Source organism: Nocardia sp. NPDC055029 (assembly GCF_053608525.1).
Genome location: NZ_JBSGVQ010000004.1, coordinates 43630 through 70047 on the forward strand (window position 1 = coordinate 43630; position 26418 = coordinate 70047).

General features: G+C 69.3%; 25 protein-coding genes. 8 read left to right on the forward strand and 17 right to left on the reverse strand.

All coding sequences use genetic code 11. The features are described 5' to 3' along the window. The first annotated feature begins 6 nt into the window (after positions 1-6). Entirely contained in the window at positions 7-1269 is a 1263-nt protein-coding gene (locus ACWF9G_RS04965; RefSeq protein WP_379304534.1) for a phosphatase PAP2 family protein, read from the forward strand. On the opposite strand, the gene mnhG is transcribed toward ACWF9G_RS04965, so the two are convergent. From mnhG to ACWF9G_RS05010, 9 genes are all read right to left on the reverse strand, one after another. Continuing rightward, positions 1266-1601, reverse strand: a complete 336-nt coding sequence (mnhG, locus tag ACWF9G_RS04970) for a monovalent cation/H(+) antiporter subunit G (protein WP_379304314.1) — start codon at positions 1599-1601, stop codon at positions 1266-1268. The genes ACWF9G_RS04965 and mnhG overlap by 4 nt on opposite strands. Continuing rightward, positions 1598-1858: a monovalent cation/H+ antiporter complex subunit F gene (locus ACWF9G_RS04975; RefSeq protein ID WP_379304316.1), complete on the reverse strand. Its 261-nt coding sequence runs from the start codon at positions 1856-1858 to the stop codon at positions 1598-1600. Before ACWF9G_RS04975 ends, mnhG begins: the two co-directional genes overlap by 4 nt. Next, the gene (locus tag ACWF9G_RS04980) at positions 1855-2412 is read right to left on the reverse strand and encodes a Na+/H+ antiporter subunit E (RefSeq protein WP_379304318.1); all 558 of its coding nucleotides are present in this window, start codon (positions 2410-2412) and stop codon (positions 1855-1857) included. Before ACWF9G_RS04980 ends, ACWF9G_RS04975 begins: the two co-directional genes overlap by 4 nt. After that, on the reverse strand, positions 2409-4004 hold the full coding sequence (locus ACWF9G_RS04985; protein WP_452513755.1) for a Na+/H+ antiporter subunit D: 1596 nt from the start codon (positions 4002-4004) through the stop codon (positions 2409-2411). The genes ACWF9G_RS04980 and ACWF9G_RS04985 overlap by 4 nt, the downstream gene beginning before the upstream one ends. Then, on the reverse strand, positions 4001-4384 hold the full coding sequence (locus tag ACWF9G_RS04990; RefSeq protein ID WP_379304322.1) for a Na(+)/H(+) antiporter subunit C: 384 nt from the start codon (positions 4382-4384) through the stop codon (positions 4001-4003). Before ACWF9G_RS04990 ends, ACWF9G_RS04985 begins: the two co-directional genes overlap by 4 nt. After that, the gene (locus ACWF9G_RS04995) at positions 4381-7167 is read right to left on the reverse strand and encodes a Na+/H+ antiporter subunit A (protein ID WP_452513757.1); all 2787 of its coding nucleotides are present in this window, start codon (positions 7165-7167) and stop codon (positions 4381-4383) included. The genes ACWF9G_RS04990 and ACWF9G_RS04995 overlap by 4 nt, the downstream gene beginning before the upstream one ends. Positions 7168-7280: 113 nt before the next feature. Next, positions 7281-8558, reverse strand: coding sequence for a hypothetical protein (locus ACWF9G_RS05000; protein WP_452513759.1), 1278 nt, complete (start codon positions 8556-8558; stop codon positions 7281-7283). Positions 8559-8659: 101 nt separating this feature from the next. Beyond that, a complete protein-coding gene (locus ACWF9G_RS05005) occupies positions 8660-9925 on the reverse strand; it encodes a hypothetical protein (protein ID WP_452513760.1) in 1266 nt (421 codons plus the stop codon). A 64-nt stretch (positions 9926-9989) separates the two neighbouring features. Continuing rightward, the gene (locus ACWF9G_RS05010) at positions 9990-12194 is read right to left on the reverse strand and encodes an AAA family ATPase (protein WP_452513762.1); all 2205 of its coding nucleotides are present in this window, start codon (positions 12192-12194) and stop codon (positions 9990-9992) included. A 173-nt stretch (positions 12195-12367) separates the two neighbouring features. Here ACWF9G_RS05010 and ACWF9G_RS05015 point away from each other — a divergent pair, with 173 nt between their 5' ends. Further along, positions 12368-12742: a hypothetical protein gene (locus tag ACWF9G_RS05015; protein ID WP_379304332.1), complete on the forward strand. Its 375-nt coding sequence runs from the start codon at positions 12368-12370 to the stop codon at positions 12740-12742. A gap of 69 nt (positions 12743-12811) precedes the next feature. Here the strand turns inward: ACWF9G_RS05015 and ACWF9G_RS05020 are convergent, their stop codons facing one another. From ACWF9G_RS05020 to ACWF9G_RS05040, 5 genes are all read right to left on the reverse strand, one after another. After that, on the reverse strand, positions 12812-13165 hold the full coding sequence (locus ACWF9G_RS05020; protein ID WP_452513764.1) for a UBP-type zinc finger domain-containing protein: 354 nt from the start codon (positions 13163-13165) through the stop codon (positions 12812-12814). Further along, positions 13165-14625, reverse strand: coding sequence for an ATP-binding protein (locus tag ACWF9G_RS05025; RefSeq protein WP_379304336.1), 1461 nt, complete (start codon positions 14623-14625; stop codon positions 13165-13167). Before ACWF9G_RS05025 ends, ACWF9G_RS05020 begins: the two co-directional genes overlap by 1 nt. Positions 14626-14633: 8 nt before the next feature. Further along, entirely contained in the window at positions 14634-16301 is a 1668-nt protein-coding gene (locus tag ACWF9G_RS05030) for an FAD-dependent oxidoreductase (RefSeq protein WP_452513767.1), read from the reverse strand. Between the two features lie 38 nt (positions 16302-16339). After that, positions 16340-16519: a hypothetical protein gene (locus tag ACWF9G_RS05035; RefSeq protein WP_379304340.1), complete on the reverse strand. Its 180-nt coding sequence runs from the start codon at positions 16517-16519 to the stop codon at positions 16340-16342. Positions 16520-16708: 189 nt separating this feature from the next. Then, a complete protein-coding gene (locus ACWF9G_RS05040; RefSeq protein WP_379304342.1) occupies positions 16709-17737 on the reverse strand; it encodes a beta-ketoacyl-ACP synthase III in 1029 nt (342 codons plus the stop codon). A gap of 236 nt (positions 17738-17973) precedes the next feature. On the opposite strand from ACWF9G_RS05040, the gene ACWF9G_RS05045 reads away from it, so the two are divergent. From ACWF9G_RS05045 to ACWF9G_RS05055, 3 genes are all read left to right on the forward strand, one after another. Beyond that, on the forward strand, positions 17974-18246 hold the full coding sequence (locus ACWF9G_RS05045; RefSeq protein ID WP_379304344.1) for a GlsB/YeaQ/YmgE family stress response membrane protein: 273 nt from the start codon (positions 17974-17976) through the stop codon (positions 18244-18246). Positions 18247-18321: 75 nt separating this feature from the next. After that, positions 18322-19035, forward strand: coding sequence for a phosphatidylserine decarboxylase (locus tag ACWF9G_RS05050; RefSeq protein ID WP_189025222.1), 714 nt, complete (start codon positions 18322-18324; stop codon positions 19033-19035). Next, the gene (locus ACWF9G_RS05055) at positions 19032-19901 is read left to right on the forward strand and encodes a CDP-alcohol phosphatidyltransferase family protein (RefSeq protein WP_452513770.1); all 870 of its coding nucleotides are present in this window, start codon (positions 19032-19034) and stop codon (positions 19899-19901) included. Before ACWF9G_RS05050 ends, ACWF9G_RS05055 begins: the two co-directional genes overlap by 4 nt. A 93-nt stretch (positions 19902-19994) precedes the next feature. Here ACWF9G_RS05055 and ACWF9G_RS05060 read toward each other — a convergent pair whose 3' ends face one another. Further along, positions 19995-21182: a hypothetical protein gene (locus tag ACWF9G_RS05060; protein WP_452513771.1), complete on the reverse strand. Its 1188-nt coding sequence runs from the start codon at positions 21180-21182 to the stop codon at positions 19995-19997. Between the two features lie 123 nt (positions 21183-21305). On the opposite strand from ACWF9G_RS05060, the gene ACWF9G_RS05065 reads away from it, so the two are divergent. Beyond that, positions 21306-22037, forward strand: coding sequence for a Clp protease N-terminal domain-containing protein (locus tag ACWF9G_RS05065; RefSeq protein WP_452513773.1), 732 nt, complete (start codon positions 21306-21308; stop codon positions 22035-22037). 241 nt (positions 22038-22278) lie between these two features. Continuing rightward, positions 22279-23904, forward strand: coding sequence for a chaperonin GroEL (gene groL, locus ACWF9G_RS05070; protein WP_379304354.1), 1626 nt, complete (start codon positions 22279-22281; stop codon positions 23902-23904). A gap of 156 nt (positions 23905-24060) precedes the next feature. Here the strand turns inward: groL and ACWF9G_RS05075 are convergent, their stop codons facing one another. Then, positions 24061-24861: a DUF6585 family protein gene (locus ACWF9G_RS05075; RefSeq protein ID WP_452513776.1), complete on the reverse strand. Its 801-nt coding sequence runs from the start codon at positions 24859-24861 to the stop codon at positions 24061-24063. A 108-nt stretch (positions 24862-24969) separates the two neighbouring features. After that, positions 24970-25551, reverse strand: a complete 582-nt coding sequence (locus ACWF9G_RS05080) for a TetR/AcrR family transcriptional regulator (RefSeq protein WP_452513778.1) — start codon at positions 25549-25551, stop codon at positions 24970-24972. Between the two features lie 87 nt (positions 25552-25638). On the opposite strand from ACWF9G_RS05080, the gene ACWF9G_RS05085 reads away from it, so the two are divergent. Further along, a complete protein-coding gene (locus tag ACWF9G_RS05085; protein ID WP_452513779.1) occupies positions 25639-26418 on the forward strand; it encodes an alpha/beta fold hydrolase in 780 nt (259 codons plus the stop codon).

Sequence of the window (26418 nt, forward strand, 5' to 3'; positions counted from 1 at the left end):
GTCGGGATGTCGTCGGTGCTCGTACTTCTCGTCGGATTGCAGATCGCCGCGTTCGTCAACGGTTTCGACGGACCGCTGGCGAGTCTGGCCCGTGACTACATCGGCACACCGAAATCGATGTCGGTGCCGTGGGCCGGGCTGGTGCTCGCGCTGGTCGGGGTCAACGCGCGCAGGCGGGTGTTCGCGGTGTTCGCTGCGGTCGGGATCGACGCGGTGTGCGCCGCGCTGCGTCTGCTCGACGGCAAGCCGTTCACGGTCGGCAACGGGCCGACGATCGTCTTGACCGTGCTCGCGATCGTCGCGGCGGTGAGCTGGAGCGGTCGCGAACGCACGGACGCGTTGAAGGCGGCGACACTGGGTGCGCTGCTCGTGCTCGCCACCAAGGTCGGTGACGTGTGGTTGCACGTCACCTCGGCGGTGCGGCCCGCGGTGCTCGACGAATACCTCCTGCTCGCCGATCACGCGCTCGGTGATCCGTCGTGGGTCCTCGGCCGGGTACTGGATGTGCTCGGGCCCGAGGTGTACGCGGTGCTGCACTGGGTGTACATCGAGCTGCCGGTGGCGGCGATCGTGGTCGCGGTGTGGCAGTTGCGCAAGGTCGTCCCGACCGGGGAATGGCCGTCGCACTACCTGGTTCGGACGTTCCTGGTGCTCGGGCTGGTCGGGCCGCTGTTCTATGTGCTGTTTCCCGTCGTCGGGCCGATGTTCGCGTTCGGCGCGGACGGGCACGGTTTCCAGGTGGGCAATTTCTGGCCGACGGCGCTGCCGCCGATCGACCGCAGCCCGGCGGCGTTGCCGTTCGACGCGTTCACCCCGCGCAACTGCATGCCGTCGATGCACACCGCGTGGGCGCTGTCGCTGTTCATCCACACCCGTCGTGATGTCGACGGGTCACGCGCGCCCGCCTGGCTGCGCTGGGGTGGAGCGTTCTGGCTGGGCGCGACCGTGGCCGCGACGCTCGGATTCGGTTACCACTACGGCGTCGACCTGGTGGCGGGCGCGGTGCTGTGCCTGACCGTCGAGTCGGCATTGCGGGCGCCCGAACGTGGCTGGGGTGCGTTCCGGGTGCGGATGGTCGGCTTCGGCGCTGCGGTGTTCGCCGGGCTGCTGCTGTCCTACCGGTACCTGGCGGTGCCGATGGCGGAGCACCCGGTGCTCGCGGGCGCGATCGTCATCGGATCGCTGGCCGCGGTGGCCGCCGCGTTCCATGCCACCTGGTTCGCCACGGCGCCCCAACCTGCGATGGAGCCGGTGCGGGTGGGCGGTTAGTCGTCGGCCGCGTTGCCCAGTTCGTTGATCCGCAGCAGGCCGTCGCGGTGGCGCTGTTCGCGGTAGGCGGTGCGGCCGATGAGGTGGGCGATGACGGGTGCGGTGATGATGGTGAACAGGCCGGTCAGCACCAGCATCCACACATTGACGTCGTTCCTGATGTCGATCCCGGTGCCGACGAGGACCAGGACCAAGCCGACCACCTGGGGCTTGGTCGCGGCGTGCATGCGGGTGAGGGTGTCGGGGAACCGCACGATGCCGATGGACGCGGTGAACGCGAGCGCGCAGCCGGTCAGGATCAGCACGGCCGAGACCCATTCCCAAGCCGTCATCGGTCGTCCCTGACGCGGAAGCGCGACACCGCGGCCGAGCCGAGGAATCCGACCAGGGCCAGCGCGACGATCGCCGGGATCACCGTGGTGTCGTTGCTGTAGGCGGCCCAGACCGCGAGTCCGGCGGCGGCGATGGCCATCAGCGAGTCGATCCCGACGACCCGGTCGAGGGTGCTCGGGCCCGCCAGCACGCGGTAGCTGGTGATCACCGCCGCCGCGGTGAGCAGGATGCCTGCGATGACGGCGACGACGGTCACGGGCGCTCCTCCGGATCGAGGCGCAGGCGTTCGCTCGGCCGTTCGAAGGCGTTGATCAGCAGATGCTCCAATCGCCGTGTGGTGCTGTAGAACTTCACCACCGACTTCTCACTGCCCACGTCGAGCACGTGGACATAGACCACACACCGCGCCCGGTCCAGCTCGAGCACCATGGTGCCGGGGATCAGGTTGAGCAGGTCGGTCGCCATCACCAGGACCAGATCGGACTGGATGCCCAGGTGCACCCGCAGCACGCCGGATACGGGCGGCCCGGCGGGCCGGATCGCGAACCAGGCCACTTGCAGGCTCGATTCGAGCGCGTAATAGACGCTCACCACGATCAATTCGAGGAACGACAGCGGGTGAAAGCGCCCGGTCACCGGTACGAGCGGCAGCGGCAGCGCGAAGACTACGATCAGCGCGACCACGAAACCGGCGATGACATTGGCCGCGCTGAGGTCACCCCACAGCGCGACCCACACCCAGGTCAACCACGCGAGCACGCCGACCCGCAGCACGTTGTCGCGGTTGATCAACATCCCGAGCGTATTCATCGCGCCTCCGGCCCGAGCACCGAGTCGATGTAGACCGACGGGTCGTTCAGGTCGGCGGCCGCGCGTTCGGCGATGCCGAGAATCGGCCCAGCGAGCACCGTCAGCGCGAGTCCGGCGGTGATGAGACCGGCGGTCGCGAGCACCATGAGCACCGGCATCCGGCCGGGGTCGGTGCGGTCCTCGTAGTGCACGTCGGTCGTATCCTCCACCAGGGTCGGTGGTTTCGCGGCGGTGAGATGGCCCTCCGGCGCTTCCTCGCGCGGCCGCCAGAAGGCCTTGCTCCACACCCTGGCCACCGCGTACAGCGTCAGCAGGCTGGTGACGACCGAGCCCGCGACGAGCACCCAGGCCAGCGCACTGCCGTCGGCGGCGCCCGCCTCCAACAGGGCGACCTTGCCGATGAACCCCGAGAACGGCGGAATACCACCGAGATTCAGCGCGGGCACCAGGAAGAGAACGGCCAGCAGCGGACTCGCGGTGGCCAGCCCGCCGAGCCTCCGCAGCGACACCGAGCCCGCCTGGCGCTCGATGAGGCCGACCGCGAGGAACAGTCCGGTCTGCACCAGGATGTGGTGGGCGACGTAGAAGACCGCGCCGGTCAGGCCCGCCGTGGTGGCGAGCCCGATCCCGAAGATCATGTAGCCGATGTGACTGACCAGGGTGAACGAGAGCAGTCGCCGGATGTCGGTCTGCGCGATCGCGCCGAGGACGCCGACCAGCATCGTCGCCAGCCCGCACACCAGCAGGATGTCGTCGAACGCGCCGTCGGGGAACCACAGGGTGTGGGTGCGGATGATCGCGTACACACCGACTTTGGTGAGCAGACCGGCGAAGACAGCGGTCACGGGCGCCGGGGCGGTGGGGTAGGAGTCGGGCAGCCAGCTCGACAGCGGGAACACCGCCGCCTTGATCCCGAACGACACCAGCAGCACCGCGTAGCAGGCGGTGCGCACACCGCTCGGCGTCGCTTCCAGCCGAACGGCCAGCTGCGCGAGATTCAGTGTCCCCGTGGCGGCGTAGGTGATGCCGATGCCGATCAGGAAGATCAGCGACGACACCATCGACACCATCACATAGGCGATGCCGGTGCGGATGCGCGCCTCGGTGGCGCCGACGGTCAGCAGCACGAACGATGCCGCGAGCAGGATCTCGAAGCCGACGAACAGGTTGAACAGGTCGCCGGCCAGGAACGCCGTCGACACCCCCGCGGTCAGCACCAGGTAGGTGGGCCGGTAGATCGAGGTCGGCTGATTTTCGTCGCCGTCGGAGATGTTCTGTCCCGCACCGTAGATCGACACCGCCAGCAGCACGAACGCCGACACCAGGAGCATCGCGGCAGAGAGCCGGTCGACCACCAGGGTGATGCCGATCGGGGTCGGCCAGCCGCCCACCTGGACCGCGGTGGTGCCGTCGCGGTCGGCCAGGTACAGCAGCAGCGCGCTGACCACCAGCACGCACGACAGCGCGCTCAGCGAGATCATCGCCTGCAGCCGGGGGCGGCGGCCGAACACCAGCGTCGCCGCGGCGCCGAGCAGCGGGATCAGCACCGGCAGTGCGGCGATGGCGGGCAGCAGCTCCGGGGACAGGGTCACTGTTCGGGATCCTCCTGTTCCCGCCGGGCGGCGATCTGGGCGTCCTCGGGGTCGTTGCGCACGTCCTCGGTGGTGGTCAGCGTGTAGGAGCGGTAGGCGAGGGCTAGCACGAACGCGGCCAGCCCCATGGTGATCACGATCGAGGTGAGCACCATCGCCTGGGCCAGCGGGTCGGCCATGCCGTCGTGCGCGGTGTCGGCGCTGCCGAGGATCGGCGGTTTCCCGTCCGGGCCACCCATGGTGAGGATCAGCAGGTTGACCGCGTTGCCGAGCAGGATCATGCCGAGCAGCATCTTCGAGACGATCCGCTCGAGCAGCAGGTAGACACCGCACGCGGTGAGCGCGCCGATGGTGATCAGCAGAATCAGGTTGGCGCTCATATTAGTTCCTTGTCCAGGCGGGCGCCGAGGCTGCGCAGCACGTCGAGTGCCAGCCCGACAACGACCAGGTAGACGCCGAGGTCGAAGAACAGCGCGGTGACCAGCTTGATGTGGCCGAGCACCGGCAAGGTCACCTCGACGATCGCCGAGGACAACGGTGGCGCGCCGAGCAGCAGCGACGCGGTCGCGGTGCCCGCGGCCAGGGTGAGACCGGCGCCGAGCAGGTGCCCGGCGTCCACCGGCAGCGCCTCGCCGAGTTCGTAGCGTCCGCCCGCCAGATAACGCAGCGTCAGGGCGAGTCCGGCGATCAGGCCGCCGGCGAAGCCGCCGCCGGGGGCGTTGTGGCCGGAGAAGAAGAAGTACACCGACAGCACCATGATGGTGGGGAAGATCAGGCGGGTGGTGATCTGCAGGACCATCGAACGTTCGCGCCGGTCGACCAGCCGGGCCGCGGGCAGCCAGCTCACCGCGTCGGGGTCGTAGTGGGGTGAGTCGGCGGCGCGCGGCGCGCTGCCGAAGCGGCGGCTGCGGAACACCAGCGAGGCGACGCCGGTCGCGGCGACGACGAGCACCGAGATCTCGCCGAGGGTGTCCCAGGCGCGGATGTCGACCAGCAGCACATTGACCGCGTTCTTGCCGCCACCGATCCGGTAGGCCGCGTCGGGAATGGCCTGCCAGATCGGTTCGCTGCGCCGGGCCGCGGTGGCGAAGGCGGCCAGGACCGCGACGGTGACCCCGACGCCGATCGCCAGCAGTGCCCGCCTGACCTTGAACGCGGTGGCCTGGTCTTCGGCGATCTCGGCGGGAAACGCCCGCAGTACCAGCACGAAGATCACCAAAGTCAGTGTCTCGACCAGGAATTGGGTCAGCGCCAGATCGGGTGCGCCGTGCAGGGCGAAGATGACGCCGCAGCCGTAGCCGGTGACCCCGACGACGAGCACGCTGGCCAAACGGTTGCGCAGCACCGTCGCCGCCAGCGCCATCGCGATCATGATCGCCCCGATCGCCGCCTGCAACGGCGAATCCCACAGGCGCAGTTGCACTCCCGTGCGGGTGCCGAGGGCGAGCAGGATCGTCGGCAACACGATCAGGGTGCCGAGGATGGCGGCCTGGCTGGCTGGCAGCGAACCGGACTGCACGGTACCGGTGATGCGCAGCGAGAGCCGGTCCATCGCGCGCAGGGCCGCGTCGTAGTTGCGGTCGGCATTGCCCAGCCGTGGGTGCGCCGGTTCGCCGATCCGGCCCCGGATCAGGAACAGCGCGAGACCGGCCGCGACGATCAGCACCGTCAGCGCGAGCGGTCCGGTGAAGTCGTGCCACAGCGCGAGGTGGGTGTCCAGGACACCGGGCAGTGACGTGGCGTAGGGACTCAGCCAGCGGTCGACGGCCGGGGTGTCGAGACCGCCCGCGAGCCCGGCCACCGCGAGCACCGCCGGCGGGCCGAGCAGCAGCGGACCCGGCGCGTGCCAGGTCACCACGCGCTCGGGATTGGCGGTGACACCGAAAGCGCCCCACACGAATCGGATGCTGTAGGCCACCGTGAACGCCGACCCGACGGCAACGCCGGCCAGCAGTGCCACCCTCGCCGGTGCGCTCAGCACCTCGGTCGACCACAGCGCGCTCAGCGCCGACTCCTTGCCGACGAACCCGAGCATCGGCGGCAGCCCCGCCATGCTTAACGCCGCGATCACCGCCACCGCGCACAGCCACGGCGCCCGCCTGCCGAGCCCGGACAACCGGCGCAGGTCCCGCGTGCCTGCGCCGTGGTCGATGATGCCGACCACCATGAACAGGCTCGCCTTGAACAGGGCGTGCGCCACCAGCAGCGTGATGGCGGCCAGCGCCGCGTCCGGCGTGCCGATCGCCGTCATCGTGATCAGCAGACCCAGCTGGCTGACGGTGCCGAACGCCAGCACCAGCTTCAGATCGTGCACCTGGATCGCCCGCCAGCCCGCCAGCAACATCGTGGCGACGCCGAGCGGCAGGAGCAGCACATGCCACGGCGCCGTCTGCGCGAACGCGGGCGCTAGCCGGGCCACCAGATAGACGCCCGCCTTCACCATCGCGGCGGCGTGCAGATAGGCGCTCACCGGGGTCGGCGCCGCCATCGCGCCGGGGAGCCAGAAGTGCAGCGGCACGATCGCCGATTTACTGATCGCGCCGATCAACACGAGCGCGATCCCCACCGAGACCGCGGTCCCGGCGGGCGGTGCGGTCGCGAGCAGATCGGAGAGCAGGAAGCTGCCGTAGCGCGTCCCGAGGATGACGATCCCGACCAGCATCGCCAGCCCGCCCGCACCGGTCACCAGCAGCGCCTGGATCGCCGCCCGCCGGCTGACAGCGCGTTCGGCGTAATGCCCGACGAGCAGGAACGACAGCACCGTCGTGATTTCCCAGAACACGTAGAGCAGCAGCATGTTGTCGCTGGTGACCAGGCCGAACATGGCGCCGGCGAAACCGATGAGCTCGGCGGCGAATACGCCGAGCCTGGCTTCGTCGCGCTCGAAATAGCGGCCACAGTAGGCCAGGATCAGCGCGCCGATGCCGAGCACGAGCACACACATCACCGCGGCGAGCGAGTCGAAGCGCAGGTCGATGTCCATCGAGATCTGCGGCGCCCATTGGGTATGCGTGCGCACCGTCGTTCCCCAGTGCGCGATCACCCAGCCGAGGCTGCCGAGCGGGACAAGGGCCAGCGGGTAGAAAGCGTTGCGGCCCAGCACTCGTACGCACAGCGGTGCCACCAGTGCGGCCAGCGCGTGGACGAGCAGTACGGCGAGCAACTCTCCTCCGTCGGGTCGGTAGCGGTCGAGTAGCTCGCTCCGATCCTACGGGCGATGCCGGGATGTGCGCCGGTACCGCGGATGTCGCGTCGGCCATGTCGGGTGGGGCTCGGCTATGGCACGGCCGCTTCTTCCGATGCGGCGGGACGGATCCGGTACAGCAGGGCCAAGCTCGCCGCGGCGCCGACGGTGATGGCGAGCGCGACCCTGGCCGGCGTGCTCTCGTCGGCGACAGTCGTGCTGGTCGGCCACTGCCGTTCCCCGGTGGGAATGGACCACAGGATCGACGGCAGGTACAGCGCGCCGAGTCCGAGCACGGCGCTCGGCAGGTAGCTGACCCGGATCGAGCCGACCGCGAAACCGGCGACGCAGGTCAGCAGGACGGTCCCGGCCGTCCAGGTGTGCGACCACGGGATCCGTTGTGCCACCGAGGCGAACACGCAGATCACGGCGGCGCCGAGCAGGACACCCCACGATGTCCCCCAGCGCAGACCGGCCAGGACGGCGGCCGTGCCGATCACAAGGACGAGCACGAGATGCCAGCCGAGACGGCTGCCGTCACCGAGCGCGTCGGCCGCCGCGGCCACGCTGACCGCGATCAGGACACCGGCGCCGTCGCGGCCGGGCAGCAGGGTCGCCGTGACGAACGCGGCCACGATGGTGATCGCCACGGCGGTGGCGATCTGCCAGAAGTTCCCGCGGCGACCGTCGAACTCACGGCCGAGCCATTCGGTGGCGACCAGCAGCGACAACGACAGGATGGTGGCGGCCACGATCGGGCTGATCGGCAGATCGGCGGCAATGCGCGGCACCGCGGGCAGCATGACGCCGTGCCGATGGCGCACGGTGTTCACCGCGAGCAGCACGACCGCGGCGCCGATCAGCCAGGCCTGGATGCCCACCGACTTGTCCACCGTCGCCGCGGAGTTCGCGGTGAACAGGGCGACGACCTCGCCGTAGATGAACACCACCACCACGCCGAGCGCGAAACCGGTCGCGGGCCAGCGCATCCGCCACGCGCAGATGCCCAGCGCGCCGAACAACACGCCGCCGCACAGCGAGTCGATGTAGTTCTGGGTGGTGAGCACGTCGGCCGAGACCATCGTCCGCCCGACGAAGTAGTTGACCGCCAGCGCCGCCGCCCCGGCCGTCGCGGTGAGCCAGATCAGCCCGGGCCGGTTGATCGGCCTGGCCAGCACGGCGACGACGACGGCCACGATGAGCCCGAGCGCGGCCGCGCGCGGCACGCTGTTGATCAGGCTGGTGACGTGGTAGGGCGAATTGTCCTCGGCGCCTGACCCGAAGGTGAACGGCAGGAACAGCGACATTCCGGCCGCCGCGGACCCGGCGAAGGCCGTGACCGCGTCCAGACCATCCCCGATCTTGGGCACCGTTCGACGATACCGGCGCGCACCCCGCTCACCTGGGATGTCGCGATCAGCGGGCGGCGCGCCCCGGGAGCCGGGATCACGCCCTGTCCCGCCGGGTACGGCTATGGCGTGACCGCGGGCGTCGGCTCGGCGGATCGGATCCGGTACAGGAGCAGCAGCGCGGCCGCGCCGCCGATCGTGATGGCCAGCGCGGCCCGGCCTGCCGTGGCTTCGGGCATCGGATCCGCGCCGGTCGGCCAGTTCCGCAGACCGGTGGGAATCGACCACAGGATCGACGGCAGGTACACCGCGCCGAGTCCGAGCACGGCGCTTGGCCCGTAGCCGACCCGGATCGAGCCGAACGCATACCCGGCGACCACGGCCAGAACCAGCGTGCCGACCGTCCAGACGAAGGTCCACGGCAGGCGTTCGGAGAACGTGACGAACACGCAGATCGCGGCGGCGCCGCACAGGACGGCCCACGGCGAGGCCCAGCGCATGCCTGCCAGGATGCCGACGGCCGCCGCGCCGAGCACGAGCACGATCCGCCAGCCCAGGCTCGGGCCATCGATGACCGAGTCGCCCGCGGCGGCCAGGCTGACGGCGACCAGCACAGCCGTCCCGTCGCGGCCGGGCAGCAGGGTGGCCGCGACGAACGCGGCGACGACCGTGACCGCCACCGCGAGCGCGATGGGCCAGAAGCCCCGATGGAGCTCGGCGAACTCACGCTGGAGCCATTCGGTGGCCAGCAGCACCGACAGCGCGAGGACCGTCGCGGACACGATCGGGACCATCGGCAGATCGGCGGTGAGCGGCGGCCCGGCGGGCGGCTTGATGGTGTGCCGGTGCCGGACAGAGTTCACGGCGAGCAGCACGACAGCGGCGATGATCAGCCCCGAGGGACTGTGCACGGCCTGGTCCGTCGTGGTCAACATGTTGTCGGCGACCAGCGCGATCACTTCGCCGTACACGAACACCGCCACCGAGCCGAGTGCGAAACCGGCTGCGGCCCAGCGCAGCTGCAGCGAACAGAGGCACAGGGCGCCGAAGATCACGCCGCCGAACAGCGCGTTCACATAGTTCTGGGTGGTGAGCACCTCGGCCGAGTCCATGGTGTGGCCGACAAAATAGTTGAGCCCCAGCGCCGCGGCGGCACCGGCGGCGACGAGCCAGTCGAGTCCCTGCCGGATCAGCACGGCCACGACGACGGCGACGATCAGTCCGAGGGTCGTCGCGCGAGGAATGCTGTTCGCCCAGCTGGCCATCTGATAGGGGGTGTCGATCACCGAGCTGGAGCGGGAGGTGACCGGCACGAACAGTGCGATTCCCGCGATCGCGGCGCCCGCGAACGCCGAGACCGCATCCACACCGTCCCCGAACGTGGCCACAGCTCGACGATACTCGCCGAAACACCCTTCTAGCTGCGACGTCGTCGATGACGCTGGGTGGTCGTCAAGCCCGGCTCTCGGCGTACCGGCGCAGCGACTCGACCTGATCGGGATCCAGCGACGGCCGGACGGTGCGGCGCGCGGTGGCCACGTCGTCGGCGGTGACGTCGGCGGCCGCCATATCGCGGCGCAGGGCCGACAGCGCGGCCTCGCGCAGCAGGGCGGCGCAGTCGGCGGCGGAGTAGCCGTCGAGGTCGGCGGCGAGGGCGGACAGATCCACATCGTCGGCCAGCGGCACGGACCGGCCCGCGGTGCGCAGGATGTCGAACCGGGCGGCCGCGTCCGGCGGCGGCACGAACACCAGCCGGTCCAGCCTGCCGGGGCGCAGCAGCGCCGGGTCGATCAGCTCGGGCCGGTTCGTCGCGGCGACGACCACCACGTCACGCAGCGGTTCGACGCCGTCGAGCTCGGTGAGCAGTGCGGCGACCACCCGGTCCGAGACACCGGAGTCGCTGCTCTGGCCACGGCGCGCGGCGAGCGCGTCGACTTCGTCGAGGAAGATCAGCGACGGCGCGGAATCGCGGGCGCGCTGGAACAATTCGCGGACAGCACGCTCGGAGGAGCCGACCCACTTGTCCATCAGCTCCGCGCCCTTCACCACGTGCACGCTCAGCTGACCGGTGCCTGCCAGCGCGCGCACCAGGAATGTCTTGCCGCAGCCGGGCGGGCCGTAGAGCAGCACACCACGCGGCGGGTCGATGCCGAGCCGGGCGAACGAATCGGGGTGGCGCAGCGGCCACAGCACCGCCTCGGTGAGCGCCTGCTTGGTCTCCACCATGTCGCCGACGTCGTCGAGGTTGAGCGAGCCGATCGCCAATTCCTCTGTCCCCGAACGCGACAGCGGCCGGATGACATCCAGCGCGCCGACCAGATCGTCCTGGGTGAGCTCCGGCTCGGCCTGGTCGCGGCTGGCCCGCCCCGCCGCCCTGACCGCCGCTTCCCGGCACAGTGCCGCCAGATCGGCGACCACGAAACCCGGTGTCCGCGAAGCGATCATGTCGTAGTCGAGTGTCTCGGCAGGCACCTTGCGCAACAGCTGCTCCAGCAGTGCGCGCCGGACCACCGCGGTCGGCAGCGGCAGTGCCAGTTCGCGATCGCACAGATCCGGCGCGCGCAACCGCGAATCCACCTGTGCGGGATGGGCGGTCGTGGCCAGCAGGGCGACGCACGGCGCGCGCATCGCGGCCCGCAGCTGGTCGAGGATGAGGGTGGCGACCGGTTCGGCGTCGGCGGGCAGCAGCGCGTCGATATCGGTGACGAGCAGGATCCCGCCCCGCCCTGCGGCGACGTCGCCGACGGCCTCGGCGACCTCGCGCAACCGGGTGCCGCTCTCCATCGCGCCGACACTTGGCCCGTCGAGCTCGACGAGGCGGCGCGGCGCCGCGACCGCTCTGGCCAGCGTCGCCTTGCCGACCCCGGCCGGGCCGGTGACCAGCACGCCGAGATGAGCGGGTGCGCCGAGTGTCTTCAGCAGTTCGGGTTCGTCGAGCGCCAGGCTCAGCCACTCGGCCAGCTTGGCCGCCTGCCCCTGCACCCCCGCCAGATCCTCGACCTGGATCGGCGCGCTCCCCGAACTCACCGACACCATATCGGCCGGTATCCCGTTCTGGTCGGCGTCGGAGTCGCGCTCCATCGCGTGCATGATCGCGGCCGCGCCGCGACCCCAGCCGACGGCCGAATTGGGTTGCACGCTCACCGGTCCCGGCATCGGCTCGATCGCGGTGACGGTGAGCAGTTCGGTGGTCCAGGCGATGCCGAACGCGCGCGAGAGCGCCTGCGTGGCCGCCGCCGAGCTGATATCGGGCCCGAGATCGCGCGGCAGCAGCGACACCGTGTCGCCGACCGTCACCACCTTGCCGAGCAGCGCCTGCCGCAGGGTGGCCGCCGGAATACTGGCCGTCGCGTGCGTCGACCCGCTCAGCGAGATCTGCTTGGCGCCGTAGACCATCACCGGCGCGACGATGACCGCCGCGTTCTCCCGCAGCCCCACATTCGACAGCGTCACGTCGTCGAGCAGCGCCACCCCCGGCGGGGTGCCCGCCGGGGCCTTGGCGACCACCGCCGCGGTCCGGCGCGCGCCGGTCAGCGCGATGCCGTCCCATTCGCGCAGGCCGAGTGCGGTGAGCGTCTCGGGATGCAGACGCACCACGCCGCGCCTTGCGTCGGCTGCCGAGGGGTTGAGCCGGGCGGTGAGCGATAGTTCAGCCACTGCCCCATTCTGCCGCGTTCCGGCGATTCCGCCCGGACGATCAGGGATCGTTTGGCAGACCGCAAGGTCGAGGGCCGAAAGTGGCTGACATGACGAACCACCGCAACCAGCCGGTACGCTGCACCGGACGCGCCGGAGGTGCCGGCGCAACGACCCACCGGGGAAAGCTGCAGATGAATCGAATCTCCCTCGTCGTCCTGGCTGCTGGGGCGCTGTGCCTGACGGTGGCCGGATGCGGTTCCGACGACGCCGCCGACGCGAACGGGCTGCGCAAGGGCACGCCGACCTCCAGCGCGAGTGCCACCACCACCAAGCCCGCCTCCGCGACGGGCGCGCCCGCCGCGGGTGCCGCCGTCACCTGCGCGCAGTTCAACGAGCTCGACAGCGACGGCGAGAAGCAGGCGATCGAGCAGATCCTGGCCGCCCACCCCGGCGGCCCCTTCGAGGGCAGCCCGAATGTGGCGCTCGGTACCGCGAAGCTGGTTTGCCTCGCGCCGGGCAACGCCGACAAGACCGTCGCCGAGGCCGCCGGGATCAAGCTCAGCTAGCGCAGCGGGCGCAGCCGGCGCCAGACCTGCGCACGGCCGGAGCGAAGGCGGAGATACGCCTGAGCGCTCTCAGTGGACCAGTGACTGCCAGTTCGCGGGCACCCGGTCGGCCGGTCCCGGCGCGGGCTGATCGACCGGGTGACTGGTCGGTTCCGTGAGCTTGGGCCCGCGGCTGTACATCTCGCTGGTGGTGAAGTTGTAGAACCAGTCCTCGCCGGGCTCGTAGCTCTGCATGAACGAGTGCCCGGTCGAGGCGAAATGCTTCGACGCGTGCTGACTCGGCGAGCTGTCACAGCAGCCGACGTGCCCGCATTTCGCGCAGCGCCGCAGATGCACCCACCAGCCGCCCGCGGCGTCGCACTCCGCGCAACCGGCCCCGCTGGGCGGCACGTTCGGGTCGATTCCTTCGAACTCTTCAGACATCACTGATCTCCTGTGTTCGACGGTGTGCTGTCGTTGTCCGCCTGCGGATCGAGCGGCAGGCGGACGATGAAACGGGTGCTGCCCGGTTCGGATTCGACCCGGATATCGCCATTGTGCTTGTTGACCACGATCCGGAACGAGATGTCGAGGCCGAGTCCGGTGCCGTCGCCGACGGGTTTGGTGGTGAAGAACGGCTCGAAGATCCGGCTCCTGACCTCGGGCGCGATGCCAGGCCCGGTGTCGCCGATCTCGACGGCGGCGCAGTCGTTCTCCTTGTAGGTGCGCACGGTCAGCGTGCCGGTGCCGCCCATCGCGTAGACCGCGTTGTCGATGAGGTTGGTCCACACCTGGTTGAGTTCGGCCGCGAAGCAGGGGATCGGCGGCAGCGCCCGGTCGTAGTCCTTGACCACCCGCACGCCGTCGCCGAGTTTGCGGTTGAGCATCACCAGCGTGGAGTCGAGCAGCTCGTGCAGGTCGACCACCTGGTAGGGCGCGCGGTCCATCTGCGAGTACTGCTTGGCCGCGCCGACCAGGGTGGAGATGCGGGTCGTCGAGTCGGCGATCTCGTTCATCAGCAGTTCGGTCTCGATCGTGTAGTTCAGCCAGCGGATCGCGCCCTCGAACACCTGCGCCTGGCAGGCCTCGAGGGTCGCGTGCACGCCTTCGAGCCAGTCGATGTCGAGACCGGCTTGCACGAAGGTCGGCGCGAGGTTCCAGCCGTCGGCGATGCCGTGCTCGTCGAACCAGTCGGCCAGGCCGTCCTCGCGGTCGGCCGCCTCCAGCGGGGCCAGCTCGGGCGCCTTGGCGACCTGCTCGGCGGCCTGCTCCTGCAGTTCGACCAGCTTCACGAACGCCTCGGGCGTGAACTTGCCCTCGGCCATCATCTTGAGCTTGTGTCGCATGCCCGCGACGCGTTCGCGCAGCCCGGCGGTGGCGCGCACGGCGGCGGCGGCCGGATTGTTGAGCTCGTGAGTCAGCCCGGCCGACAGCGAACCCAGCGCCAGCAGCCGCTCCCGTTCCGCGATCCGCTGACCCGTCTTCTGCCCGCCGAAGAACGCGCCCTCGAGCAGGTGCACCGCCATCGGGAACCAGTCGGTGACCATGCGCGCGAAGTCGGCGGCGTCCAGCACGAGGAACCGGGAGCTCCGCAGGACGTACATCGAGCCCGCGTAGTCCTGGCTCACCTTGTCGCCGAGGTAGGCCATCCACGCGCCCGCGTACACGCCGCGGTGGTCGGTGCGGTTGATCTCGATCTCGGTGCCGCCGGACAGCTTCGTCAGCCGCACCTCGCCGTCGATCAGCACGTAGAAGCAGGTGGCGGGCTCGCCCTCGCGGTACACCGGTCCCGGGTCGATGTACTCGATCCGGCCTGCGGCGCACAGCTGCGCCAGCTGGTCGTCGTCGAGCTTCTCGAACAGGAACAGCGTGCGCAGTTCGTTCGGATCGCAGATCAAGGTCATTCCCGCTCCTAAGCCAGGTACCGATGCACGAGCATGACCGCCATCGCGCCCTCGCCGACCGCGGAGGCCACCCGCTTGGCGGATTCGGCGTGCACGTCGCCTGCGACGAACACGCCGGGCACGCTGGTCTCGAGGTGGTGCGGTGGCCGTGGCAGCTCCCAGCCCGGCGGGCGGGCGCCGTCGATCATCAGGTCGGGGCCTGCGAGCACGTAGCCCGTCTCGTCCCTGGTGACGACGCCGTCGAGCCAGCCGGTCTGCGGCGCGGCGCCGATGAACAGGAACAACCGCTGCGCGTCGACCTTGTCCTCGGTGCCGGTCCGGTTGTCGCGCAGGATGATCCGCTCGAGGTGATCGTCACCGTCGACGCCGACCACCTCGGTCTCGGTGTGCACCACGATGTTCGGGATCTGCGCGATCTGCTGGATCAGATAGTGCGACATCGACTTCTCCAGCGCGTCGCCACGGACCACGATGTGCACGCGACGGGCGTTGCGGGACAGGAACACCGCCGCCTGCCCGGCCGAGTTGGCACCGCCGACGATGTAGACGTCCTGTTCGGCGCATTCGGCGGCTTCGGTCATCGCCGAGCCGTAATACACACCGCGCCCGGTGAATTCGTCCACACCGGGCGCCGGGTGCCGCCGGTAGTCGACGCCGGTCGCGATGAGTACCGTGTGCGCGCACAGCTTGCCGCCGTCGGCGAAGCGCACCGTGCGCGCCGATCCGTTGACCTCGAGCCCGACGACATCGCGGGTGGTGATGACCTCCGCGCCGAACTTGGCCGCCTGCCTGCGCGCCCGGTCGGCCAGCTGCGCACCGGACAAGCCGTCGGGGAAGCCGAGGTAGTTCTCGATCCGCGAACTCTGCCCGGCCTGCCCACCGGTCGCGGTGCGCTCGACCAGCACCGTGCGCAGACCCTCCGACGCGCCGTACACGGCGGCGCCGAGCCCGGCCGGTCCGCCGCCGACGACGATCAGGTCGTAGAAATCGCCGCTGGGTTCGACGGTGAGCCCGACGTTTTCGGCGAGCTCGCTGTCACTGGGCTGGATCAGCGCCGTGCCGCCCGCGGTGATCACCACCGGACAGGTCAGCGGATCGGCGCCCGCCGCCTCGAGCAGCCGGGCGCCCTCCGGCTCGTCAAGGGGGTACCAGCGGTACGGCAACTGATTGCGCGCCAAGAACTCTCGCACCTGCGAGGACCGCGGTGACCACCGATCGCCGACGACTTTCGTCTCGTGCACCGGCCGCTGTTCGGCGCTGCGCCAGGCATCGAGCAGTCCGTCGAGGACCGGGTAGAGCTTCTCCTCCGGCGGGTCCCACGGCTTGAGCAGGTAGTGGTCGAGATCGATGACATTGATCGCGTCGATCGCGGCATTGGTGTCGGCGTAGGCGGTCAGCAGGACCCGGCGGGCATAGGGATGCAGGTCCATCGCCTGCTCCAGGAATTCGATGCCGTCCATGCCGGGCATCCGGTAGTCGGCGATCAGCACCGCGACCGGCTGGCCGCGCAGTTTCATCTCCCGCAGCGCCTCGAGCGCCTGCGGTCCCGATTCGGCCCGCAGAATCCGGTAGTCCGCGCCGTAGCGGCGGCGCAGATCGCGCACCACCGCCCGGGAGACACCGGGGTCGTCGTCAACGCTCAGAATGGCCGGTTTGGTTACCGCTGGAGTGCTCACCCGTAGAAGTATCCTCCTCGCCCGCGGTGCCGCGGTGGTCAGAGCTGGTGATGCAGCACCAGCTCGAGTTCGCTGGGGGTGAGCAGGCGTTCGAGGCGTTCGTCGCGTTTACGTCGGGTGAACGCGGCGCGCAGCGCGAAGCTGTCGTCCGGCTCGATGGTCGGCAGCAGGGGGACGTCGTTGGTGTGCCTGCGTGGCAGGAATGAGCGCAGTTTCACGGCCGATCACCTCGGGTTGACGACGGGAACGCTGGGAGCTGAGCATCGTCGATCAGCAGCGGTGGTAGCGAAAAGTTTGCCAGCATGTCCGGGTTGGTGCAAGTGGGACGGGGTGGACATGGCGAGCCCACCGCTCGGTGGCCTGCGGGAAGGCAGACCACCGCGGCGGTGGGCGTAGTTGCTGGTCGGTTATTGCCAGACAGGCAGCGTGACAACCTGTGCGGCGTAGGACAGTCCGGCGCCGAAGGCGATCAGCAGGGCCGTATCGCCCGGCTTCGACTCGCCCTTGCGTAGTAGGGCCTCCATGGCCAGCGGGATCGATGCTGCCGAGGTGTTGCCGGATTCCTCGATGTCGTTGGCCAGCGCGCAGTCCTCGGGCAGCTTGAGCACCCTGGCCATGATCTCGATGATCCGGCCGTTGGCCTGGTGCGGGATCATCGCGTCGAGCTGGTCGGTGGTCAGGCCCGCGCGGTCGATCGCGTCGCGGCAGACCTTCTCCAGCGAGTGCGCCGCCCAGCGGAACACCGCGGTGCCCTCCATCGCGAGGTAGGGACGCACCGCGTCGGTGCCCTTCTCCTCGATCTCGGCGAAGAACTCCATCCAGTCCTTGTTCTGGCGGATGGCGTGATGCTGGGTGCCGTCCGAGCCCCAGACGGTCGGGCCGATGCCCTGCTCCTCGGCCGGGCCGACGATGACGGCACCCGCGCCGTCGGCGAACAGGAACGCCGTCGCGCGGTCGGTGAAATCGACGGTGTTGGTGAGCTTCTCGACCCCGATCACCAGCACGTTCTTCGCCGTGCCTGCGCGCACGAGATCCGAGGCCATCGCCAGGGCGTGACAGAAGCCGGCGCAGCCGGCGGAGATGTCGAACGCGGCCGCGCCGGTCATGCCTAGATCGGTGGCGATCTGCGGCCCGATGGCTGGGGTGAGTAGGAGATGGGTCGAGGTCGCGACCATGACGCAGTCGACCTGATCGGCGGCCACACAGGATGAAGCCAACGCGTCCTTCGCGGCGGCGACACTCATGCTCTGGATGGTTTCCTCGGCGGAGGCGAAACGCCTGGTTCTGATTCCCGATCTGGTGCGGATCCACTCGTCACTCGAGTCGATCGGGCCCGCGACCTCGTCGTTTGTGACCACCCGGACGGGGCGATAGACGCCCAAACCGAGAATCGCGGTGTGCTCAGCTCCAGTCGTCTGGGCGATTCGAGCAGCCATTATGCGTCTCCTCTGTACCTGTCAACCTGCGGTTGCACCGCTGGGTGTACCCGAAGCATCGAAATCCGTCGCTCATCGCCCATGACCCGCGCATGGACAACATGTGAACGTGCAGACATGAGGCGTCCTCATATTAACGGCTTCGGTCCGCGAAGTCGTGTCATATGTCACAACCGTTACAGGTACCTTGGAGGCAAGGCGATTGCTCGCCGACCCATCGAGGGAACGAGGACACCATGCTCGGACTCGGGATTATCAGCTGGATCATCATCGGCGGCCTCGCCGGTTGGATTGCGAGCAAGTTCATGAAGACCGACGCGCAGCAGGGGATCCTGCTCAATATCGTCGTCGGAATCGTCGGTGGCCTGCTCGGCGGTTTCGTGCTCAGCCTCTTCGGCGTCGACGTCGAGGGCGCTGGCTGGATCTTCAGTTTCTTCACCTGTCTGGCGGGCGCCTGCGTCCTGCTGTTCCTGGTGAAGCTGTTCACAGGACGTAGAGCGGCACACTGACCACGGGTGGAAGCGGTGGGGTTCCCGTAAGGTGTGAACGCTTGCGTTGTCGTCACATCACGAAAGAGGGAGCCCGTGGCACGCCGCCCCACCCCGCCCGGCACGCCCGACACCACCGCCGTCGGCCACATGGTCGACCTGGTGCGGGCCGCTGTACCTCCACTGCACCCCGCCGGCCTGCCGTTTGTCGCGGTGCCGCTGGCGGTCGCGGTCGTCGGCGGACGGAACAAATGGGTGCGCCGGGCAGGTCTGTCCGCCGCTGCCGCCTGTGCCGCCTTCTTCCGGCACCCGCACCGGGTGCCGCCGAACCGGCCGGGCATCGTCGTCGCGCCCGCCGACGGTGAGGTCGCGCTCGTCGATACCGCGGTGCCGCCCGCCGAGCTCGGACTCGGCGATCAGCCGCTGCCGCGCGTCAGCATCTTCCTGTCCGTGCTCGATGTGCACGTGCAGCGCGTTCCTGTGTCCGGGACCGTGCGCGAGGTGCTGCATCAGCCGGGCAAGTTCCTCTCGGCCGATCTGCCCGAGGCCAGCGACGCCAACGAGCGCAACAGCATGCTCATCGACACCGCCGACGGCAAGCAGGTCGTCGTCGTGCAGATCGCCGGTCTGCTGGCGCGCCGCATCGTCTGTGACGCGCGCGTCGGCGATGTGCTCACCATCGGCGACACCTACGGCTTGATCCGGTTCGGCTCCCGCGTCGACACCTATTTCCCGGTCGGCACCGAACTGCTGGTCGCCCCCGGCCAGCGCACGATCGGGGCCGAAACCGTCCTGGCTGTGCTGGGATGATCGAACAGGCCGCACGCCGAAAGCACCGGCGCTCGGTGCGGTTGCTGCCGAGTGTCGTCACCATCCTCGCGCTGTGTGCGGGCCTGTCCGCGGTGAAGTTCGGGCTCGACGGCGAGCTGGACGTGGCGCTGGCCATGGTCGGCGCCGCCGCCGTGCTCGACACCCTCGACGGCCGCCTGGCCAGGATGCTCGACGCCACGAGCAAGATGGGCGCCGAACTGGACTCGCTCTCGGACGCGATCTCCTTCGGCGTCGCGCCCGCGCTCGTCCTCTACGTCACCCTGCTCGACGGCTACAGCGCGGGCTGGATCGTCGCCCTGCTGTACGCGGTGAGCCTGGTGCTGCGCCTGGCTCGCTTCAACACCCTGCTCGACGACGATTCCCGCCCGAACTGGGCGCGGGAGTACTTCGTCGGCGTGCCCGCCCCGGCGGGCGCGTTGATCGCGCTGGTCCCGATCGCGCTGAAGGTGCAGTTCGGCGACGGCTGGTGGGACGGCTTCGCCTTCGTCGCCGCCTGGACGATCTTCGCCGCGCTGCTGTGCGTGAGCACCATCCCGACCCTGGCGATGAAGTCGGTATCGGTCGCGCCCCAGGCGGCCGCGGGCCTGCTGGTGCTGACGGCTCTGGCCGCCGCCCTGCTGGTGACCTACCCGATCGTCCTGCTGCTCATCCTGGTCGCCCTCTACCTGGCGCACATCCCGTTCGCCTGGCGCTCGGCGCGCTGGGTGGCGGCGCGGCCGGAGACCTGGCAGCACAAACCGGCCGAGCGCCGGGCCCAGCGGCGCGCCCAGAGCCGGATCCCGCAGATCCGCCGCCCGGCGATCCGTGGGTCCGCCCGGCTGCGGCTGCGTCGTCCGCGGGACTGAGTTTCGGCGGCCGACGGGCCGCGGGATTCGACTGTCGGCCCGGTATCCGGGAAGCGGGATATCCGGCCGACAGCGTCGCGCCGAACGGGCGGGTCAGGGTGTAGATCGGTTTCGCCGTAACGCCGCGGCGAGTCTCCCTGTCCAGGGGGCGATGGCGATCAGCACCATCACGATCGACCACGGCACCCGCCACCACCAGCGCAGGCCGTCCTCGCCGGTCGGCGGTTCCCCGGTAAGCAGCCGAGCCGTCGACGACCACACCACAAACGCGTCCCCGATCGGCACCACCCCGAACGCATACCGCTTGGACCCGGGCAGACTGACCGGCAGACCGAGCAGCTCACCTTCGGCGCCGATCGCGGCGGCCAGCTCGCTGTCGCCGTTCACCCGGGCAGCCCCGAGCCCGACCACGGTGGCGGACAAGCTGATTCCGGCTACCAGCGGCCCCGAATCCACGTCGCCGACACCGTCGACACCCTTGGGGTATTCGCGCAGAGCAGGCCCGAAACCGCCTGGATAGGACAGGTACTGCTCGCGATACAGGGCGTACTGACTGCGCGCGAAGGCCGGATCGATCTCCGGCAGGAACCGGTGGATCACCGATTGCGAGGTCGCCCGCGCACCGTCGAGCTGTGACCCGTCCGGCGACACCTCGTGCGGCATCAGCCCGGTGGCGGGATCGAGCCGGCTCTGCACCGCCCCGAGCCACCGTGCCGTCACCGCCCCGAACTTGTCGTCGAACAATTGATCGTGCAATCGCATCGAGGCCACAGCCACGGTGGAATCGACCGGCCAGGCTTGTCCACGATAGGCCTGCAAGAACGGCGTCTCCGATGCGGCGAAAGCCTGCGCGATCTCCGCACTGTGCGCGGAAAACCGCTGCACCTCAGCGGAATCAGACGCATCGAGCGACAGGATCGCCCCACGCAACCAGTTGGTCCACCCGGCCCAGAACACCCCATACGCCGGCTGCAACGTCGGGCTGAACACGGCCCGACCCTCCTCGGACTCCAATCGATCCAGCGCCCACCGGGATTCGCGCAGCGCGTCCTCGCGAAGACCCGGATCGGTGTGCGCCGCCTGCACCCACGAGAGGCCGTAGAGCGCGTTCAGAAAGAAGTGCCCCTCCGGAAACTGCGCCTGCGCAGCGACATCCGCCCCATCGTCGAGCGCGTCCCGGACGAACGCCAGCTGCCGCTCGGTCGACTCGGGCTGGTCATCGATTCCCGGCTGCGGCCACAGGAACCTGCCCATGCCGACCACGCAGGCTAGCGTCACCACAATCCCCACGATGCGCAGTCCCCACCGGGCCGAACGCCGAAATCTCCCCATGTCGACACTCTGCCACCGATTGATCGTCAACTAATGATTGACGATCGGGAATCGTCAACCTACAGTTGACGCATGAGCACACCGAACTTCCGCCTCGACGATCTGATCGACGGCATCAAGAAGGCCCGCCCCGACAACGTCCTCGACCAGCTCACCGACGCCGTGGTGGTCGCAGGCAACCTCGGCGAGACCGCCGATCACCTGATCGGCCACTTCGTCGACCAGGCCCGCCGCTCCGGCGCCTCCTGGACCGATATCGGCGCGAGCATGGGTGTCAGCAAGCAGGCCGCGCAGAAGCGCTTCGTCCCCAAACAGCCCGGCGACGCCGCGGCCATGGACCCGCAGGCCGGGTTCGCCAAGTTCACCGAACGCGCCCGGCAGGTGGTCGTCGGCTCCCAGGAAGCTGCCCGCGAGGCGGGCAACGGTCAGATCGTGATCGGGCATCTGATCCTCGGCCTGATCCGCCAGTCCGAGGGATTGGCCGCCAAGGAGATCATCGCCCGTGGCGTCACCCTGGAGTCGGTCCAGGCGGCGGCCACCGCGTCGCTGCCGCCGGCGGGCGGGGAGATCCCCGCGCTCATCCCGTTCGACGGTGAGACGAAGAAGGTCCTCGAACTCACCTTTCGCGAGGCGCTGCGCCTCGGTCACAACTACATCGGCACCGAACACATCCTGCTCGCGCTGCTCGAACAGGAGAACGGCACGGGCGTGCTCAGCGACCTCGGCCTGGACAAGGCTGTTGTAGAAGCCGAACTCGTCGAGCTGCTGAATCAGTTCCTGGCGGCGTCACAGGACGAGTCCTGACGCGGGGCGCGCCCGGTGTGTTCCTCCGCGCCGGGCGCGACCTTGCACTCTCACCACCCGAGTGCTAAAAATGCTTTGGCACTCGCGTCTGTTGAGTGCCAGGTCGGGACGGTGAGGCCGGGTTCCATCGACACCCTCGGTCGTCCGTCGCGGGCACCGCACCTGGCCAGCGTACTTTGGGGCGATCCAACCTGTGGTCGTCTCGTGTGTCAGCCATAGACATGTGGAGGATCTCAACGCAATGGCCAAGACAATTGCGTACGACGAAGAGGCCCGTCGCGGTCTCGAGCGGGGTCTGAACGCCCTCGCCGACGCTGTCAAGGTGACGCTGGGCCCGAAGGGTCGCAACGTCGTGCTCGAGAAGAAGTGGGGCGCCCCCACGATCACCAACGATGGTGTGTCCATCGCCAAGGAGATCGACCTCGAGGACCCGTACGAGAAGATCGGCGCCGAGCTGGTCAAGGAAGTCGCCAAGAAGACGGACGACGTCGCGGGCGACGGCACCACCACCGCCACCGTGCTCGCCCAGGCGCTCGTGCGTGAGGGCCTGCGCAACGTCGCGGCCGGCGCCAACCCGCTGGGCCTGAAGCGCGGCATCGAGAAGGCCGTCGAGGCCGTCACCGCCAAGCTGCTCGACACCGCCAAGGAGGTCGAGACCAAGGAGCAGATCGCTGCCACCGCCGGTATCTCGGCAGGCGACTCGTCCATCGGTGAGCTCATCGCCGAGGCCATGGACAAGGTCGGCAAGGAAGGCGTCATCACCGTCGAGGAGAGCAACACCTTCGGTCTCCAGCTGGAGCTCACCGAGGGCATGCGCTTCGACAAGGGCTACATCTCCGGTTACTTCGTGACCGACCCCGAGCGTCAGGAAGCGGTCCTCGAGGACCCGTACATCCTGCTGGTGTCGGCCAAGATCTCGACCGTCAAGGACCTGCTGCCGCTGCTGGAGAAGGTCATCCAGGCCGGCAAGCCGCTGCTGATCATCGCCGAGGACGTCGAGGGCGAGGCCCTGTCGACCCTGGTCGTGAACAAGATCCGTGGCACCTTCAAGTCCGTCGCCGTCAAGGCGCCCGGCTTCGGTGACCGCCGCAAGGCGCAGCTCGCCGACATCGCCATCCTCACCGGTGGCGAGGTCATCAGCGAAGAGGTCGGCCTCTCCCTGGAGACCGCCGGTCTGGAGCTGCTCGGCCAGGCTCGCAAGGTCGTCGTGACCAAGGACGAGACCACCATCGTCGAGGGTGCCGGCGACGCGGAGGCCATCAAGGGCCGCGTTGCGCAGATCCGCACCGAGATCGAGAACTCGGACTCGGACTACGACCGTGAGAAGCTGCAGGAGCGCCTGGCCAAGCTGGCCGGCGGTGTCGCGGTGATCAAGGCCGGTGCCGCCACCGAGGTCGAGCTCAAGGAGCGCAAGCACCGCATCGAAGATGCCGTGCGCAACGCCAAGGCTGCCGTCGAAGAGGGCATCGTCGCCGGTGGTGGCGTGGCCCTGCTCCAGGCCGCCCCCGCGCTGGACGGCTTCAGCGGCCTGTCGGCCGACGAGGCCACCGGTGTCAACATCGTGCGCGTCGCGCTGTCGGCCCCGCTGAAGCAGATCGCCTTCAACGCCGGCCTCGAGCCCGGCGTCGTCGCCGAGAAGGTCTCCAACCTCCCCGAGGGCGAAGGCCTGAACGCCGACTCCGGCGTCTACGAGAACCTGCTGGCCGCCGGCGTTGCCGACCCGGTCAAGGTCACCCGTTCGGCCCTGCAGAACGCGGCCTCCATCGCGGCCCTGTTCCTCACCACCGAGGCCGTCGTCGCCGACAAGCCGGAGAAGGCCGCCCCCGCGGGCGACCCCACCGGCGGCATGGGCGGCATGGACTTCTGATCCCCCCGGATCACTAGTTCTCGCGAAGTCACGAAGGCCGGTCCACTCCCGAGTGGACCGGCCTTCGGTCTGTCCGGCGAAGAAGGAACTCGCGCCGCCATCCGGCGAGTAGACCGTTCGCTGTCGCCGGCGTAACCCGGTGTCGCGGAAGCTGTCTCACCCCACCGGCGTCAGCCGCAACCTCTCCGCCAGTTCGTTGAAGATGTAGAAGTTGGGGATGGTGCCGACCGGGGTCAGGGAGCGCCAGGTGCCGGTGAGCTTGAGGCGGATGTGGCCGCTGCGGGCGTCGATGAGCTGGATGTTCTCCCAGGAAAAGGATTCGCCCTGGAAGTGGAGGGCGTCGAGGGAGAGGCCGATGTCGCCGAAGGACACGGTGTCGCCGTTGTCGATGGCGTCGACGGCGGCGGGGAGTTGCGTTGCGGTGACCGCGGATTGGATGGCGCGGGCCCAGTCGCGGGCGCGGGCGAAGCCTTCTTCGTCGATGCTGGCTTCGACACCGCCGGGACCGGTGAGCGCGAGGTAATAGGACACCGCCGTGGTGTCGTGGAAGGGGATCATCTGCTGGCGCACTTCGGTACTGTCCCAGCGGAATCCGGCGACGCGCTGGCCCGAACGGTAGACGGTGACGCCGTGGTCGAAAAGGTCGATGCGCGCGGCGCGGTTCTGCCGGTTGAGGATTCCGCGACGGAATGCCAAGAGGACAGGGAGCGCGGCGATCACGAGTAGCGCGACGCCACCCTGCCAGGCGCCGACGGCGGCGCAGATGACGCCTATGGTGGCTGTGGTGCCCGCCACGATGCCGCAGCCACGGACGAATGTGTCGTCGGCGGGGGTCGCGAGGTAGGTATCACGGTGCGCGCCGAGCTGCTGATACTCCGCCATCAGGTGTATCAGCTGGGTCAACGGCGCCCTGTGCCGGACTTCGGCTACGTCCTCCGGCCTGTTCGGAGTGATCAATCGTCCCTCCATGAGGCGTTTTCATCCGCGGCGAAGCGTATTCGACGAGGCCGATTACCGCCACTGGTGGGCCGACAATGCGGTAAACCCAGCTGGACATGCGACTGTTCAGCGCTGCGGATCGAGCAGCCGGGAGACCACCGCGTCCACCAGTTCGTCGGTGGCGGGCAGGGTCTGCGGCGCGATCCTGGCCAGCTGATTGAACCCGTGATAGATGCTGACGGCCACGCTCGCGCGGGTGTAGGCCTGCGGATCGGGCACCCCGAGCAGCCGCAATTGCGCGGCGACATAGTCGATCCGGCGTTCGGCGACCCGGCTCATCGCGGCGGCGACGGCGGGCTGATCCACCGAGGCGAGCAGCGCGAGATCCTCCCTGCCGTGCGCGGCGTACTCGATGACGTGGGTGAACAGTTGCCGCAATCGTTGTGCGGGCCCTGGCAATTGATCGAGCTCATCGATGACGTCCTGCGTGCCGCGCTGCTCCCACCGCGCGAGCACGGCCTCGACCAGTGCGGCGCGATCCTTGAAATGCCAGTAGAAGCTGCCCTTGGTCGCGCCGAGTCGTTTGGCCAGCGGTTCGACCGCCACCGCGGCCAGCCCGCCTTCGCCGAGGGCGTCCAAGGCGGCCTGCGCCCAGTCGTCGGCGGTCAACCTGCGCCCGGCCGACCTCACGTTCTCCTCTTGCGGCATCCCCATACGCTACCGTATGGTTGGTCGCCACCGCGCTGACCAGGCCGGGAAACCCGGTCGCCGGTGCGTCCTCGATAGTCTGGACAGGTGCTGTTTCTGGACGAAGGCTCGCGCACCGGCCCGGTGATCGTGTTCGTGCACGGCATCCCCGGCTCGGTCGACTGGTTCGCGGCGGTCGCCGAACGGCTGGCCGGCGACTACCGGGTGATCAGGGTGGATGTCCGCGATCAAGGCGCGGAATCCGGTGATTTCACGGCCGCGGCCCGGACCGCCCCGATCCTCGCACTGCTCGGCGAGCTCGACCTGTCGCAGGTCACGGTGGTCGGACATTCGTTCGGCGCCGAGATCGCCCTCGAGCTGGCTGCGGTGTCGCCGCGGGTGGCCCGCGTGGTGGTGATCGGCCAGGCGCCGGACTACCACGCCGCCAGCATCCCGACCGCCGCCAAATGGGTGGTCCGCCCGTGGACGGTGCGGCTGGCGCAGCGCTGGACACCAAGCCTGGTGATCCGCCTGGCCAACCGGACCGTGTTCGCGCCTCGCTTCCGCTACGACTCCGCGCCCGGCCTTGCCGACGCGATGGTCCGCGATTTCCGCGCCGCAGTCCCCGCCGGCCTCGCCTACGCCGTCGGTGCGCGGGCCGACGACTTCGCCGCGCGCCCGCTCGACGAGCGGGTGGCCACACTCGACCTGCCGGTCCTGGCCGTCCACGGCAGACACGACCTCCTCTACGACAGCGCGGCCACCCTGGACAGATACGCCGCGGCGGGCGCCCGCACCCACCTCGTCGAGCACGCAGGCCACTCGCCGCAGGTCGAGCAGCCGGACGAATTCGTCGCCGTCCTCAGGGAATTCGTCGGCGAGGCCTGA